The organism is Nitrincola salilacus (assembly GCF_046271865.1).
GTDB lineage: Bacteria > Pseudomonadota > Gammaproteobacteria > Pseudomonadales > Balneatricaceae > Nitrincola > Nitrincola salilacus.
Genome location: NZ_CP176580.1, coordinates 442,282 through 456,343 on the forward strand (window position 1 = coordinate 442,282; position 14,062 = coordinate 456,343).

General features: G+C 52.0%; 14 protein-coding genes and 1 other RNA gene. 9 read left to right on the forward strand and 6 right to left on the reverse strand.

Annotated features, from left to right (window positions below; translation table 11 throughout):
• The first annotated feature begins 4 nt into the window (after positions 1 to 4).
• A complete protein-coding gene (locus tag ACK3CJ_RS02030) occupies positions 5 to 1,879 on the forward strand; it encodes a hypothetical protein (RefSeq protein ID WP_409524733.1) in 1,875 nt (624 codons plus the stop codon).
• A 33-nt stretch (positions 1,880 to 1,912) separates the two neighbouring features.
• Positions 1,913 to 3,817: a di-heme-cytochrome C peroxidase gene (locus ACK3CJ_RS02035; protein WP_409524734.1), complete on the forward strand. Its 1,905-nt coding sequence runs from the start codon at positions 1,913 to 1,915 to the stop codon at positions 3,815 to 3,817.
• Between the two features lie 36 nt (positions 3,818 to 3,853).
• Here ACK3CJ_RS02035 and ACK3CJ_RS02040 read toward each other — a convergent pair whose 3' ends face one another.
• On the reverse strand, positions 3,854 to 4,672 hold the full coding sequence (locus ACK3CJ_RS02040) for a hypothetical protein (RefSeq protein ID WP_409524735.1): 819 nt from the start codon (positions 4,670 to 4,672) through the stop codon (positions 3,854 to 3,856).
• A gap of 157 nt (positions 4,673 to 4,829) precedes the next feature.
• Here ACK3CJ_RS02040 and ACK3CJ_RS02045 point away from each other — a divergent pair, with 157 nt between their 5' ends.
• On the forward strand, positions 4,830 to 5,081 hold the full coding sequence (locus ACK3CJ_RS02045) for a YheU family protein (RefSeq protein ID WP_409524736.1): 252 nt from the start codon (positions 4,830 to 4,832) through the stop codon (positions 5,079 to 5,081).
• 26 nt (positions 5,082 to 5,107) lie between these two features.
• On the opposite strand, the gene ACK3CJ_RS02050 is transcribed toward ACK3CJ_RS02045, so the two are convergent.
• On the reverse strand, positions 5,108 to 5,671 hold the full coding sequence (locus ACK3CJ_RS02050; RefSeq protein ID WP_409524737.1) for an NUDIX domain-containing protein: 564 nt from the start codon (positions 5,669 to 5,671) through the stop codon (positions 5,108 to 5,110).
• A gap of 235 nt (positions 5,672 to 5,906) precedes the next feature.
• On the opposite strand from ACK3CJ_RS02050, the gene rhuM reads away from it, so the two are divergent.
• Complete coding sequence (gene rhuM, locus ACK3CJ_RS02055; protein WP_409524739.1) at positions 5,907 to 6,917, forward strand: RhuM family protein; 1,011 nt, start codon at positions 5,907 to 5,909, stop codon at positions 6,915 to 6,917.
• Between the two features lie 289 nt (positions 6,918 to 7,206).
• Here the strand turns inward: rhuM and ssrA are convergent.
• Positions 7,207 to 7,565, reverse strand: a transfer-messenger RNA (tmRNA) gene (gene ssrA / locus ACK3CJ_RS02060).
• A 157-nt stretch (positions 7,566 to 7,722) separates the two neighbouring features.
• Here ssrA and ACK3CJ_RS02065 point away from each other — a divergent pair.
• Positions 7,723 to 8,502, forward strand: coding sequence for a TSUP family transporter (locus ACK3CJ_RS02065; RefSeq protein ID WP_409524740.1), 780 nt, complete (start codon positions 7,723 to 7,725; stop codon positions 8,500 to 8,502).
• A 27-nt stretch (positions 8,503 to 8,529) separates the two neighbouring features.
• Here ACK3CJ_RS02065 and smpB read toward each other — a convergent pair whose 3' ends face one another.
• Positions 8,530 to 9,003 carry an SsrA-binding protein SmpB gene (gene smpB, locus ACK3CJ_RS02070; protein WP_409524741.1) on the reverse strand — a complete coding sequence of 158 codons (474 nt, stop codon included), beginning with the start codon at positions 9,001 to 9,003 and terminating at the stop codon, positions 8,530 to 8,532.
• A 203-nt stretch (positions 9,004 to 9,206) separates the two neighbouring features.
• Here smpB and ACK3CJ_RS02075 point away from each other — a divergent pair, with 203 nt between their 5' ends.
• The 3 genes from ACK3CJ_RS02075 to ACK3CJ_RS02085 are packed head-to-tail and all read left to right on the forward strand — an operon-like array spanning position 9,207 to position 11,340.
• Positions 9,207 to 10,571 (forward strand): sodium-dependent transporter, encoded by a 1,365-nt coding sequence (locus tag ACK3CJ_RS02075; protein ID WP_409524742.1) that lies wholly within the window; start codon positions 9,207 to 9,209, stop codon positions 10,569 to 10,571.
• A 20-nt stretch (positions 10,572 to 10,591) separates the two neighbouring features.
• The gene (locus tag ACK3CJ_RS02080; RefSeq protein WP_409524743.1) at positions 10,592 to 11,023 is read left to right on the forward strand and encodes a type II toxin-antitoxin system RatA family toxin; all 432 of its coding nucleotides are present in this window, start codon (positions 10,592 to 10,594) and stop codon (positions 11,021 to 11,023) included.
• A 14-nt stretch (positions 11,024 to 11,037) separates the two neighbouring features.
• A complete protein-coding gene (locus tag ACK3CJ_RS02085) occupies positions 11,038 to 11,340 on the forward strand; it encodes an RnfH family protein (RefSeq protein ID WP_409524744.1) in 303 nt (100 codons plus the stop codon).
• A 39-nt stretch (positions 11,341 to 11,379) separates the two neighbouring features.
• Here ACK3CJ_RS02085 and ACK3CJ_RS02090 read toward each other — a convergent pair whose 3' ends face one another.
• Complete coding sequence (locus ACK3CJ_RS02090) at positions 11,380 to 11,712, reverse strand: outer membrane protein assembly factor BamE (protein WP_409524745.1); 333 nt, start codon at positions 11,710 to 11,712, stop codon at positions 11,380 to 11,382.
• An 89-nt stretch (positions 11,713 to 11,801) separates the two neighbouring features.
• On the opposite strand from ACK3CJ_RS02090, the gene fur reads away from it, so the two are divergent.
• Complete coding sequence (fur, locus tag ACK3CJ_RS02095) at positions 11,802 to 12,215, forward strand: ferric iron uptake transcriptional regulator (RefSeq protein ID WP_409524746.1); 414 nt, start codon at positions 11,802 to 11,804, stop codon at positions 12,213 to 12,215.
• Positions 12,216 to 12,237: 22 nt separating this feature from the next.
• Here the strand turns inward: fur and recN are convergent, their stop codons facing one another.
• Complete coding sequence (recN, locus tag ACK3CJ_RS02100; RefSeq protein ID WP_409524747.1) at positions 12,238 to 13,908, reverse strand: DNA repair protein RecN; 1,671 nt, start codon at positions 13,906 to 13,908, stop codon at positions 12,238 to 12,240.
• Positions 13,909 to 14,062 lie beyond the last annotated feature (154 nt).

Consider the following 14,062-nt stretch of genomic DNA (forward strand, 5'->3'; position numbering starts at 1 on the left):
GCCCATGAAAAAAGGATTTAAGATTATAGCGACGCTGGTGGCATTGGTCGCAGTGGTTGTTGCTTACAACGTTTACGAGTTTTCAATCGCTGGGCGTGATACTACCGGTGTGCCGCTGGACGCACCCGCAGGGAGTGCTCAGGTTCAACCGGTGCCTGATGACTGGGCTGTCGAGCGAACCCGACGGCATGAGGCCAAACAGACATACATAGCTCAGAAACAGGAAGCTTTCGACTGGTTTACACGTTTTCCCTTCAGCGAAAGTGACGGTACCCCTCTGATCATGCTTCGCCTGTTACCTGTGATTGCGCCTGAACTCTGGGGTGAGGGGGATGAGTTTCTCTCGGTAGTCGGGCTGTTCCATGATACTCGTGCCGAACAGCGCTTTCTGCCCAGTGGTGTTGGTTTCAGTGGCCTGAGTCGCCAGGACCCGAAAGGTTCTATCGACTACACCTCCTTTACCTGTGCGGCGTGTCATATCGGGCGTGTGAGAGTGGCAGACAACTCCCTTCAATACATTGATGGCGGCATCAATGCCGAGTTCAACATCAACCACTACTTTGTCCTGCTGCATCAGACCCTGGCTGCGATCTATGGTGATGAAACGGACCCGAGTGCACGGCAGCAGCGGGTCACCGAGGCTTTTCTCAGTGCGCTGGACAGGGCAGAATCTGAATCTGAAACCTTCTTCTATCGTGACTATAGGTACAACCCCAGCTATAACGGCAACGACTATGAGCGCCATTTTGATGCGGAGTATGAAGCCGCACAGATAGCGCTGTTCCGTCAGAATGCGGATCAATATGTGGCGGACTTCGTTAACTACACTGAAGGCTTTGTTGCGGCATTCAGTGACTATCTGGATAAAACCTATGATGGCTTTCAGGCGCAGATGCTGGGTGGCTTCCCAGGCATGGCCGATGCGACTGGGGTGAGCTCATCACATGGTTATGAATTACTGGAGGCAACTGCTACGGGTCGGCTCGTGTCGCACAAATTCCTTCCCGACTCACCGGGGCTGACGGACTTCATGGCCGTCTGGGAGCAGAGTACGCGCACGGCGGAGTGGGATTCCACACAGCAGCAACTGATCAACGGTGGTGGTCAGTATAACGGAAACATTCCGATTCCAATCTTTCGTAATCTGGCAGCGTCCATGACCATGGGTTTGCAGAACACTGATCTCAGAGTGGCGGCATTCAGTGCTGATCTGCTGGATCAGCTACCGGCCACACCCTATCCCTTTGATGTGGATGAAACCTTGGCAGGCCAGGGCCAAACACTGTTCGCACGGCATTGCGCCGAGTGTCATCAACCCAATAATGGCAGAGTTTACAACGAATTAGGCACAAGCCCTGCCCGCAGTGAAGTGATCAACACCTGGCTGATGGAGGGTGCCAGAGAAGAGTACAAAGGCATCTGTTCACCTGATACCAGCATTGTGATGTACGGTCAGGAGGTCAAGCCCTGTGCAGAGTTCAAAGGGGTGTCGCTGAAGGATATGGACCATGTGATCATGCGGCCACTTGATGACCAGCGTGGCTACAATGCTACTTCACTGCGAGGTGTCTGGGCATTGGCGCCTTATCTGCATAATGGTTCAGTACCGACTGTATATCACCTGCTGATGCCGCAAACCCGGCCCGACCAGTTTGTTAAAAGCCGGTTGGACTACGATCAGCAGCATCTTGGGTTTGTCTGGGATGGCGATGTAGATGTAGATGGAGAGGGCTATCTTTTCGATATCCGCCAGTTTCATGCCCTCAGTAATAAGGGACATGATGCCGACGTAATACTTGATGGCACAACCTATAAGTTGGATTGGTCAGATGACCCGTCGGGTGCGCTGGCAATCATTGAATATCTCAAAACACTGTAGCGATCATTTGATCGGCAGAAAGGAGTTGCAGTCATGATACGCAGAAACAGTTTTCAATGGACCTCTCTGTGCCTGGGCACAATGTTGTTTGCTTCAGCCGGAATGGCCAGTCAACATAGTGAGAGTCACTATGGTGATGGTCTGATCATGCTCGATCAGGGTTGGGATGAGGCCTCCCGCGACAGATTTTACCATGCACCTCAAGGCTCACCGATCATGCCCTATAGCTGGTTCATGGTACTTGAACAGCCCGATTCAACTGACCTTTTCAGAGATGATTTGTACCTGCGTCACTTTGGTATGATCACGTCTGGCAAAAAGACGGATCGCAACCCTGATGCCTTGCCGATAGGTCTGACTCGGGATTTCGGTATTCATGGTATTGAGCCGAAGCTGGGGATGAACTGTGGTGCTTGTCATGTCTCGGAAGTCAGTCATCAGGGGCGTATGGTTCTGATTGATGGAGGGGCATCACACTTCAATTTCTGGGCTTTCATGACGGAACTGGAGAAAGCATTACAGCAAACCTTTGATGACGAAGAAAAATTTGCGCGTTTTGTCTCAGCTGTGCTGGGGCCGGATGCGTCTGACTCAAGGCGACAAGAGTTGCATGCCAGGCTGCGAGGAGTGCTTGAAGTCCGGCAGGACTGGGCGATCCGTAATGCCACCCATTTAGAACCCGGTCCGGGACGGGTGGATGCGCTGAATGTCATACTGAATCAGGTCACTGCACAGATGCTGGATCGTCCTGATAATGCACGACCATCGGATGCACCGGTAAGCTATCCGTTTGTCTGGGATGCTCCCTATCTGGATTATGTGCAATATAATGCGGTAGTGCCGAACGCCGGTGCTGGGGCGATGGGGCGTAATGTCGGCCAGGTGCTGGGGGTGTTCGGTGAGGTGTCTATCATTCCTTCCACTATTCCTCCCGGTTATGCCTCCTCCGTCAATATGGATCACTTGATCGAGCTGGAAAAGACCATGGAAACCCTGACCTCCCCGAGTTGGCGTGAAATGGCGGAAAAAGGCATTTTGCCCGCGCTGGATGAGGATAAGGTCAGTCTCGGGAAGGAGGTCTATGCAGCCAACTGTGTTACCTGTCATCAGGTGATCGACCCTGTCAATCGTGGTGCTCTGGCCAGTATACATGTGACAAAGGTTGCCTTGAGTGATGTCGGGACCGACCCGGTGGCCACACTTGATTTTGGCGGGCGGGAGATCGCGACGGGTCCATTGCAGGGACGTAAAACCGACTTTCTTGAAGGTCAGCCGTTGTGTGAACGCACTCATGCCGATCAGATCCTGGCGCATGTAACCGTCGGTACCATGATGCATGACCTCAACCATACGGGTGCCCCTATCGCCAAAACTATTGGAGGAGAGCTTTTGAGCTCCTTCAAAGGCGCATTAAGCTCCATGAAGGATGCGTTTTCACTCAAACCGCATGGCAGTCATCAAACCGAAGAGAGCGATCAGGCTCTGATTGAACGCATGGCTGCGCAAGGTGCTTCTCAGGAGGAGATCGTCAAGGCGCTGGAGGATCGGAGCGAGGATAAATCGGCACTGTTTCAATTGCTGGTGGATGATGGCTTGAATCGCAATGGCCCGGATCGAGGCTGCCTTGAGGTGCTGGAGCATGCTGTCTATCGCGCGCGTCCTCTGAACGGCGTCTGGGCAACCGGTCCCTTCCTGCACAATGGGTCGGTGCCGACCCTGTGGGATATGCTGCTGCCGCCTGATCAGCGCCCTGAGAGCTTCCACGTCGGCTCCCGTGAGCTGGACCCGGTAAATGTCGGTTTTGTCTCTCAGGAAGGCCCACGGACCATGCACTTTGATACCACAATAGCCGGTAACACGAATGTGGGCCATGTGTTTGGTGCTGATCTCAGTGACGAGGAAAAAGAGGCCCTGCTGGAGTACCTGAAGAGCCTCTGAATGGGATAAGAGCGTGTGGGTTCAGAACAAGTAGGTTCAGAACAACAGCCTGGCTCTCAGTGCCAGGCTGTTGCTGTGGCGCTGCCCTGATGGGTCGTGATGTGTGAAGCCCGCACCTAGTGCAAAACCCGGCGTCAGAAACTGCAACAGGCTCAGGCTCAGTTCCTGGCTGCGTTCATGTCCGGTAACCAGCTGCAAGCCGCCAGTCACGCTGGTGGCAGGATTGAAGTGGTATTCAGCCTGAAGGGAGAGGAGGTTGCTGTTGCCGTCTGAAGCATCAATATGATTCGCCTTCATATCCAGCGTCAGTGCGCGCGCATTGAGATGCTTTGTGACATTTTTGTACTCTATGCCGTAGGTATAGGTGTTGCTGCGTTCGCCCCATACAGGCTTATTGCGGGCGTTTGCATAGGTCAGTAGCAGACGAGAAGTATCATCCAGATAGCGTCCCAGAGACAGCGTATGCGTATTCTGTCGACTCAGATTCTTGAGTCTGGAGCGGTTATACCCAACCCCTAAAACCATATGCGTCAAAGCGACATACTCGATATCAATACCGGAGGCGCTGCCGCTGGTGTCACCGAAAAACGGCAACTCCGTGTCCAGATCAATGTAGGCCAGAGTGATACTGGCAGCACGCTCCAGAAATGATGCCTGAGTATGTGGGTGTATCGTGTGTGACACCTCTTCAAGGTAGGTTGTCAGCAATAGCTGCCGGGTATCCGTATCAAGCGAACCCTGGCGGGCCTGAATGTAATCGAACTGAGCCATCGCGACATGGTTGATCTTGTCGGCAAAAGCCGATGATCCCGTCAACGATGCAAGCAGTGTTGCAGTCAGCCATCTTTTTTTCATGCTGTTAACCTCTGTCCTGAGTGAGCGATTGTGGCTTTAGCTTTAATACTGTGGTTTACACTATAGTGGAGTGAGGCGGATTTACCATGTAAGAGTTTTCACACTCATGACAGTTCAGCTTATAGTATGCAGCCAACCTTCACCAGAGATCGCTCCAATGGATCAAGTCATAGAAATCCCCTGGGAATCAATAGAACCGGAAACTCTGACCAATATTCTGGCAGAATACGTCACGCGGGATGGAACCGATTATGGTGAGCAGGAAGTTCCGACCGACACCAAAGTCAGTCAGGTGCGTAAGCTACTGGCCAAGGGTGCGTGCGTGTTGATCTTCCAACCTGAGGATCAGAGTCTGACATTGATTGACACTCAGGTCTGGAAACAGATGCAGCGTGGGTTCCAGGTATAACGGGATCTGCGGTTTAAGGATCAATATCAATCAGCCAATAATTGCTTCACCAGATGCCTGAGAATCAATGTTTCGCGCTGGATAGACAGCCCCATCTTTTTTTCATTACGGGCCATGACGCTTTCATTGTGGGCCAGAGCATCATGAATATTGATCCACACCGGCCGCATCCCATTCGCGACCTCGTAATCTTCCATGCGTGCTTCGCGCAGATCATCAGCTATTTCGCAGACAAAGTAGTGCGAGATCATATGCATCTGATCAAAGTCAGGCTTGTAGTGGGGGCGGGTTTCGTCCACGCGGGCATACTCACTTAGTACGCGAATGCTGTGTGCACCGGTTTCCTCTTCAAGCTCGCGCTTTAGTCCCTCGCACCAGTCTTCGCCATCATCCAGACCACCGCCAGGAAAACTGTAGTCGTTGTAGCGCTCGGTGAACAGCATCAGGATCTGTTCACCACGCATCACGATTGCGCGGGCGGCATGGCGATAAAAAATACGTTTGGAATCTGTGTTGAGATCAGGATGAATCAACTGCTCGAATATCGGCAGGGAAACAGCTGATGTTTTGTGGGTGTGATCGGATGTCATCTGGCGATTACTGAGTCTGGGGAAAGCATTGTAGGCTTGAACCTAGTGCCTGCAGTGTTCTGGAACGGTTGCAGGCGTTCAGGGATTTGGTGGCATTCTACCACTGATAAGGTACAGTTACTTTCCATGCATTGACACAGAATTTTTATATGAAAAAGTCATGGACGGATCAAAATGATTGTACCTGTACTTGGCGTATCGTGCATAACCAAATATCCAAGGAGGGAATTGAACAATGAGTATTCAACAGGTCCAGATTTTTACCAGTGCGGACGGGCAAGCTGAGTTGCAAGTTGTTTTAGACGAAGAGACCGTTTGGCTAAGCCAAGCGCATATGTGCGAGCTCTTCGGGCGTGAGCGCTCGGTCATTACCAAGCATATCCGAAATGTCTTTAATGAGGGCGAGTTGGAGCGTGATGCAGTATGTGCAAAATTTGCACGTACTGCGGAGGATGGAAAAACTTACCAGGTTGATTACTACAACTTGGATGTGATCATCTCCGTTGGCTACCGCGTTAAATCTCAGCGTGGTGTACAGTTCCGCAAATGGGCCACCCGCACTCTCAAAGATCATTTAGTGCAAGGCTACACTCTGAATCAGCGCCGCCTGATCGAACATGGCATCGAGTTTGAACAAGCGGTAAACCTGCTCAGCCGTACTCTCACCAACCAGGGCCTGGTCTCTGACGAAGGCGAAGCCGTCGCACGGGTTATCAGCGATTACGCCCGCTCCTGGAGTTTGCTGCAAGGCTACGATGAACAACAGTTGGCTGAAATTGGCGTGCAACAGTTGGGTATGCAGGCACTGGAATTAGAGGGTGCGCTGACGGCTATAGGTGAGCTAAAGCAAACCTTGATAAATAAGGGCGAAGCGACCGAGCTTTTTGGCCAGTTACGCGGGGATGGATTGACTTCAGCTTTGGCGACCATCGAGCAAGGTTTTGGGGAGGAGTTGTTCTACCCTAACATTGCCAGTCGTGCCGCACATTTGCTTTACTTCGTCATAAAAAATCATCCGCTGGCCGATGGTAATAAGCGCAGTGGCTCATTTCTGTTTTTGTGGTATTTGCGCCTGAATCAACATCTGTTGGCCAAGCCGGTAGATCAACTGATTAACGACAATACACTGGTGGCTCTGGCCTTATTGGTGGCAGAAAGCTTACCTGATCAGAAAATGCTTATGATCCGATTAATTGAGCATTTTATCCTGCTCAAGGAGCCTGCAGAGGATAAGGTGGGTAGCTAGATTGCTAGCTTTATACCAGCACTCCAGCATGCATCAGGGGTTCTTCTTTGCCGTGTGTCTAATTTTGGTCTTCAAAGAAAATGAATCTTACGCTGGGATATATCCAATGATTTGCGCAGATCAGCAGGCAAGACAAAGCGTGCAAAGAAATTGCCGGTAGAAGATCGGTATGTGTAGGGTAGGGTTGAATTCATTGAGAACCCCCAGTGTCACCTGTGAGTGTCACCAATCGGGTTGGGGATGTTCTCTTGATAAGAAAATGATTTTGAATCAATCATTTAAAGCAATTTGGTGGAGGTGGCGGGTTTCGAACCCGCGTCCGCCAGCCCTCTGCCTCTAGATCTACATGCTTAGACTTCTCTATTCAATTAACCCAGCACGACCCGAGAGTCAGGGTGTTTAGGGCGAGCCTTTTTATTTTTAACCGTTCAGCTTAAGGCGAAGCATCCGGGCGATTCTGTCTCAAATGACACCGCGAACCTCAAAGTTACAGACACCTTAGAGTGCGGCGCTAGCGGCCCTTAGGCTGCTAGAGCGTAGTTATCGTCGTTAGCAACTATAACTGTGTGACGAGGGATTAACGAGAATCATCACGTTCTCGGCATGCACCAAAGGGTTTGTAACCAGCGTCGAAGCCATGTCACCCCCAATGAAGTGTCCATAGTATAGCTGAGAAGTCAGGCAGCTGGAAGGGGAAGTTACAGCAAGCTGCCTGGAAGTGTGAGTATGTATTTAGAGAAGGTCACACCGAAACTGCTATACTGTCGCCCTCGAATTCTTCTGGATGGAGCCGCTGCGGCTGATCATGGAACTGGAACTCTCAACTCTGCTACTTCTTGCGCTGGTCGGTCTGGTGGCCGGTTTTGTGGACTCCATCGCTGGTGGTGGCGGTTTGATATCCATTCCGGCGCTGCTGGCAACCGGTATGCCGCCAACTATGGCGCTGGCGACCAATAAGCTGCAGAGCAGCTTCGGGGCGTTTTCAGCCACGCTTTATTTTTATCGACGCGGGTTGATCAACCTGAAAGAGATGCGTCTGGCGATACTCTGTACCTTTGTTGGCAGTGCGTTCGGTACGCTGGTGGTGCAGCAGATCGATGCCAGTCAGCTCAGTCGGATCCTGCCATTTCTGCTGGCAGCTTTCGCCTGTTATTTTCTGTTTTCGCCGCGGGTGAGCGATGAGGACAGCCATCGCCGGATGAAGGAAAACACCTTTGCGTTTCTGATCGGCACCAGTGTCGGCTTCTATGACGGATTTTTCGGGCCAGGCACTGGATCTTTCTTTGCGGTGGCTTTTGTTGCGCTGGCCGGTTATGGCATAGCGAGAGCAACCGCACATACCAAGCTATTGAATCTGACGTCTAATCTGGCTTCCTTGTTGTTTTTCGCTCTGGGAGGGCAGGTGCTCTGGGTGGTGGGTTTGACGATGGCTGTTGGACAGATACTGGGGGCAAGGCTGGGATCGAAACTGGTGATCAGCAAAGGGGTGAAGATTATTCGGCCATTACTGGTGGTGGTGTCGCTGGCCATGTCGATACGCCTGTTATGGCAGGCGCATCCAGAGTGGTTTATCTGGCCCTTCTGAGACAACAGGAAATAGGGTGACGCCTGATCAGTGTGCTGCCAGCACCCGCTGCTTCTCACGTCCCCAGTCGCGCTCTTTCTCGGCGGCACGCTTGTCATGCTGCTTCTTGCCTTTTACCAGCGCGATTTCGCACTTCACTCGACCCAGCTTCCAGTAGAGCGCGAGTGCTACACAGGTATAGCCTTTGGCCTGAGTGGCACCGATCAAACGCTCAATTTCACGACGGTTCAGCAGCAACTTGCGCTCACGTCTTGGATCAGCCACAACATGGGTACTGGCCGATAGCAGTGGCGAAAAGTGAGCGCCGACCAGCCAGGCTTCATTGTTCTTGAGCACAACATAGGAGTCGACCAGCTGAGCACGGCCGTCGCGTAGACTTTTGACTTCCCATCCAGTCAGCACCAGACCAGCCTCGAACTTCTGTTCGATGCTGTATTCATGGTATGCCTTTTTGTTCTGGCAAATGGTAGAGCTGGAGGACTTGGGTTTCTTCTTTGACATGGCGCGGATTATATCCATGCGCAGACAGCATTGAAAGCTGGATTTCATTTGTGGGGTAAAGTGCTTGATAATAGTGCCTTGAATAGGCTATTAACTATGGTTTGTGTAAAGGCGGTTTGTGTAAAGACGGTTTGTGTCAGGCTTGTGTTCCAGGCGATCGATATTACCTCAGGTCATTGTCCGGGCTATCAGATGGAATAACTATGCGGCAAATGCTCTCCATTCAGGGTTCCTGGTCCAATCGCTGGATATTTATATTGGCTGCGATGGGCTCATCCGTCGGGCTTGGCAATATCTGGATGTTTCCGGTTATGACAGGGCAGCACGGCGGTGGTGCATTTATCCTGATCTACCTGCTGTGTATGCTGCTCGTTGCAGTGCCGATCATGATGGCAGAAGTGGTGATTGGGCGACATGCCCGGCAGAATCCCGTGAATGCCATAGAGGATGCTGCCGTGTCAGCCGGTGCCAGCAAGCGTTGGCGCTTTGTTGGCATTCTGGCCATTCTCAGCGGCTTTCTGATCTTCTCTTATTACTCGGTCGTGGCCGGTTGGGTGTTACATTATCTGGTTGCGATGATCACCGGTCAGCTCAATGGTCTTGGTGTGGAGCAGACCTCAAGCTTTTTCAATGCGTTACTGGCTGATTCTGGCATGCTGCTTCTGTGGCACAGCCTCTTTGTGCTGCTGGTGATCTGGGTGTTGGGACAGGGGATTGAGCGCGGGCTGGATCGGGCCATGCGCTTCCTGATGCCAGTGTTATTTCTGATGTTGTTCATGCTGCTGGGTTTTGCACTCACGACGGGTGAGTTTGTATCTGCTACCGAATACCTGTTCAACGTTCATCCTCAGGATATCAGCTGGGATTCTGTTTTGATTGCTCTGGGCCACTCATTCTTCACGCTTGCGCTGGGTGTGGGCGTAATCATGGCTTATTCGGCTTACATGGGTAAAAGTGATGCTATTACTCCCACTGTGATAGCCGTCGGGGTATTCGACACGCTGGTTGCCTTGCTGATAGGGCTGGTGGTTGTGACGGTGGTGATGGCTGCACAAATGGAGCTGCGAGCGGGTCCCGGATTGCTGTTTGTCACTTTGCCCGTTGCCTTTGTACAGTTACCTGGAGGGCAGGTGTTCGGTTTTCTGTTCTTCCTGTTGGCAGCTGTGGCTGCACTGACCTCTGCGATCTCATTGCTGGAGCCAGCGACGGCATGGGTGACGGAGCGTTTCAAGTGGTCACGCGCCAGAGCGGTGTTGTTGTTGGGGGTGCTTGCCTGGGGGCTGGGTGTGGCTGCACTCTTTTCGCTGGGGCAATTGTCCGATCTGAGGCTTCTGGGTGTCAGTATTTTTGATTTGATAGATACCACCACTATTCTCTTCCTGCCTATGGGGGGGATTGCTGTGGCTCTGTTGGCCGGGTGGGTGCTGGATAAGGAGATGCTGCTGTCGGAGCTTGCGTTGTCCAGTGCCACGCTGGCAGCGCTTTGGTTGTGGTTGCTGAGATTTATCGCACCGGCCGCAGTAGGCCTCATTTTTGTCATGAATCTGTATAATGCGCTCTATTCGTAAATAGTCTGGTTGATGATTACATGACTGAAGTAAATCGCAGTGCCCTGGTGTTGCATACTGCAGAGCAGATGTTTGATCTGATCAATGATGTCAGACATTACCCGGAATTTTTGCCCGGATGTGTACGTACCGAAGTGATTCGGGAAACGGATTCCGAGATTGAAGCGACGTTGTATCTGGCGAAAGCGGGTCTGAAATACAGTTTTACGACCCGCAACCAGTTACAAAGGCCGAAGCGGATGGAGATAGCACTGGTGGAGGGGCCATTTTCCTCCTTCAGTGGTACCTGGGTGCTGACGCCGCTGAGTGAGGAGGCCTGCAAGGTTGAGTTTACACTCAAATTTGAGTTCAAAGGCAGCTTGACGAGTATGGCAATGAACAAGCTGTTCAATTCGGTTGCGACCAGTATGGTGGAAGTATTTGTTGAACGCGCCGATAAGGTGTATGGCTGAAAGGCTTGAATAAGATGATGACAGTTGAGGTGGCTTACGCGCTGCCAGATGAGCAGAAAATAGTATCCTTGCAGGTCGATGAGGTCTGTACGGTTTATGAAGCGGTGATTCAGTCGCGGATTGTAGAGCATTTTCCTGACATTGATCCGGACAGTAATCCCATGGGGGTGTTCGGCAAATCAGTGAAAGATCCGAAGTCGGTGCAGTTGCACCCAGGTGATCGAGTGGAAATTTATCGTCCGCTGTTGGCTGACCCTAAAGAGATCAGGGCACGCAAGGCGGCCGAAAAAGCAAAAGCGGAAAAGGCTCAGAGCTGACGCGCGCGTTGAATGGCGCGCATCAGGTTAATCAGTCATTTACTGATTGTTGGCAGATGATGGTTTGTAGTCGCCGCTGATGCGGGATAGCTCGCCATCGGTGAAATAGATAGTGACACGCTCGCGAGTCACAGTACCGCCGCCGGGCTTCATGCTGTAGATGTAGTCCCATCGATCATCGTTGAAGGTGTCTGTGACCAGCGGGGTGCCCAGTACATAGCGCACCTGGCTTTGAGTCATGCCGGGGCGGAGTTGATCCACCATCTCCTGCGTAACAATGTTTCCCTGTGGAATGTCGATCTTGTATACACCGGGAAAAGAGCATGCTGAAACAAGAAAGCTCACTGTGATGGCAATCAAAATCTTTCGCATCGGTAAATAACTTCCACTTTGCCGTATAAATAATGATAATAAAGTCTACCACTGCATATCCCTTAGCGCATAGTGAATAGAGACAGATTATGACACTTGAAAATCAAGAACTTCGTAAAGCAGGGCTGAAAGTCACCTTGCCCAGAGTAAAAATCTACCAGCTGCTGGAGCGGGCAGGAGAGGGCGAGCATTTCAGCGCTGAAGATATTTACAAGCTCCTGATGGAAACAGGTGAAGATGTTGGCTTGGCAACTGTTTACCGCGTCCTGACTCAGTTTGAGGCGGCAGGCCTGGTCTGTCGGCACCACTTTGAAGGTGGCCACTCGGTATTCGAGCTTGCGCGCGAAGATGACCACGACCATATGGTCTGTGTGAAAACGGGTAAGGTTGTTGAGTTCAACAACCCTGAGCTGAATGCTCTTCTGGAGTCTATTGCTGTAGAGCATGGCTTCACGGTTACAGACAGAACCCTCTATCTGTACGGCCATTTCGATAAAAAATAAGGCGAGAGCCTCTGCTGAATAATCAGCTTGGGCTCAGCATCTCCTGGGCATGCAGGATGGTGGCTTCGGTGAGTTCTATTCCACCGAGCATACGGGCCACTTCCTGAATGCGCTTGTTTTCATCCAGAAGATTGATGCGAGTCTGTGTCAGCTGTCCCTTGGCTTGCTTGCTGACAAACAGGTGCTGATCCCCCTGCGCTGCCACCTGAGGTTGGTGAGTCACGCAGAGTACCTGGGTGCGTTGTCCCAACTCCTTGAGCATTTTTCCGACTACTTCGGCAATGGCGCCACCGATGCCGACATCCACCTCATCAAAGATCAGGGTCGGTGTGGCGCTGGTCTGGGCAGTGATCACCTGAATCGCCAAGCTGATACGTGACAGCTCACCCCCTGAGGCGACTTTGGCCAGAGGGCGGGCTTGCAGCCCTTTGTTGGTGCTGATCAGGAACTCAACTTCCTCCATGCCGTTGGCGCTGCCTTTGCTGGCATCCAGTGGCTGAAGGGAAACCGTAAAGCTGGCAGCCATCATGCCCAGACTGTGTAACTGCTGGTCCACTGCTTTGTTGAGCGTCACTGCCGCCTTGTTGCGCTGCAAGCTGAGGGCTGTTGCCTTGGTGAGATAATCCTCGTGCGCGGCGGTTACGGCCAACTCCATCTCTTCCAGTATTTCATCGGAGCGTTGGATCTCATCCAACTCTCCCTGCAGTGAGCGATGCAGTTCAAGTAGCTGTTCAGGCTGTACGCGATGCTTGCGGGCAACATCGTAAATCAGTGTCAGGCGCTCTTCCACTTCCAACTGACGCTGTGGGTTGATCTCGACCAGGTCGAGGTAGTGTCGAATTTCTCGGCTTGCCTCTTCCAGTTGGATCTGGGCGTTGTTGAGCATATCGCCAGCTTGCAGTAGTGCTGGTGCCTGGCTGTTCAGGCTTGCCAGCAGTTGTTGGCAGTGGCTGAGCAGGCTGATGCAATTTTCATTTTCACCTTCACTGGCGATTTCAAGCAGTTGGTGGCCAGTGCTGAGCAGAGTGCCGGCATTGTCCAGCATGCGCTGCTCCTCCTCCAATTGCTGTAGTTCATTGTCTTGAATGGCCAGTTGGTCCAGCTCTTCAATCTGATAGTTCAGCAACTGCAGTCGAGCGTCTTGCTCGGCATTCTGTTCGCGCTTTGAGATCAGTTCATTCTGCTGGCGCTGCCAGGCATGATAGGCCTTGCGTACCTGATCTGACAATTCGGTCTGGCGTGCATACTGATCGAGCAGTGTTCGATGATGCTCTTTTTTCAGCAGGCGCTGGTGCTCATGCTGGCCATGAATGTCGACCAGAAACTGACCCAGTTCACGCAAATGGGCCAAAGGCACTGGTTGGCCGTTGATATAGCTGCGGCTGCGTCCCTCGCGGGTAACGATGCGGCGCAACTGGCACTCCTCCTCATCCTGATCGAGGTCCTGTGCCTGGAGCCACTCGCGAGCCTCGGGGATCTGTTGCAGATCGAAAATGGCAGTGATTTCAGCGCGCTCTGCGCCGCTTCGGACGGTGTCGCTGTCGGCACGATCCCCCAGTGTCAGGGCAAGTGCATCCAGCATGATCGACTTCCCGGCTCCGGTCTCGCCGCTGATAACGGTCATGCCGGATGAAAGGTCGATATCCAGTTCGTCTACGATGGCAAAGTTGCGGATGATCAGGTGCGTCAGCATGGCATCACTACATGGTTATTTATACAGTGTTTAATGTATAAGGCATTTTGATTTTGCCTGCAAGCCCTGTTGTTAAATGTAGCGCAAAAAAACGCTATTTAACCTTGAATAGTCTGAGTGTATCCCCATATACGGTGGCAACGAGTTGTGTAAC

Excerpts from the sequence above, each read along its gene's own strand:
- ACK3CJ_RS02075 (WP_409524742.1), top strand. The coding sequence starts at position 9,207 with ATGCGGCAAATGCTCTCCATTCAGGGTTCCTGGTCCAATCGCTGGATA.
- ACK3CJ_RS02045 (WP_409524736.1), top strand. The coding sequence starts at position 4,830 with ATGGATCAAGTCATAGAAATCCCCTGGGAATCAATAGAACCGGAAACT.
- ACK3CJ_RS02080 (WP_409524743.1), top strand. The coding sequence starts at position 10,592 with ATGACTGAAGTAAATCGCAGTGCCCTGGTGTTGCATACTGCAGAGCAG.
- ACK3CJ_RS02040 (WP_409524735.1), bottom strand. The coding sequence starts at position 4,672 with ATGAAAAAAAGATGGCTGACTGCAACACTGCTTGCATCGTTGACGGGA.
- ACK3CJ_RS02030 (WP_409524733.1), top strand. The coding sequence starts at position 5 with ATGAAAAAAGGATTTAAGATTATAGCGACGCTGGTGGCATTGGTCGCA.
- smpB (WP_409524741.1), bottom strand. The coding sequence starts at position 9,003 with ATGTCAAAGAAGAAACCCAAGTCCTCCAGCTCTACCATTTGCCAGAAC.
- ACK3CJ_RS02085 (WP_409524744.1), top strand. The coding sequence starts at position 11,038 with ATGATGACAGTTGAGGTGGCTTACGCGCTGCCAGATGAGCAGAAAATA.
- ACK3CJ_RS02065 (WP_409524740.1), top strand. The coding sequence starts at position 7,723 with ATGGAACTGGAACTCTCAACTCTGCTACTTCTTGCGCTGGTCGGTCTG.
- fur (WP_409524746.1), top strand. The coding sequence starts at position 11,802 with ATGACACTTGAAAATCAAGAACTTCGTAAAGCAGGGCTGAAAGTCACC.
- ACK3CJ_RS02035 (WP_409524734.1), top strand. The coding sequence starts at position 1,913 with ATGATACGCAGAAACAGTTTTCAATGGACCTCTCTGTGCCTGGGCACA.
- rhuM (WP_409524739.1), top strand. The coding sequence starts at position 5,907 with ATGAGTATTCAACAGGTCCAGATTTTTACCAGTGCGGACGGGCAAGCT.
- ACK3CJ_RS02090 (WP_409524745.1), bottom strand. The coding sequence starts at position 11,712 with ATGCGAAAGATTTTGATTGCCATCACAGTGAGCTTTCTTGTTTCAGCA.
- ACK3CJ_RS02050 (WP_409524737.1), bottom strand. The coding sequence starts at position 5,671 with ATGACATCCGATCACACCCACAAAACATCAGCTGTTTCCCTGCCGATA.
- recN (WP_409524747.1), bottom strand. The coding sequence starts at position 13,908 with ATGCTGACGCACCTGATCATCCGCAACTTTGCCATCGTAGACGAACTG.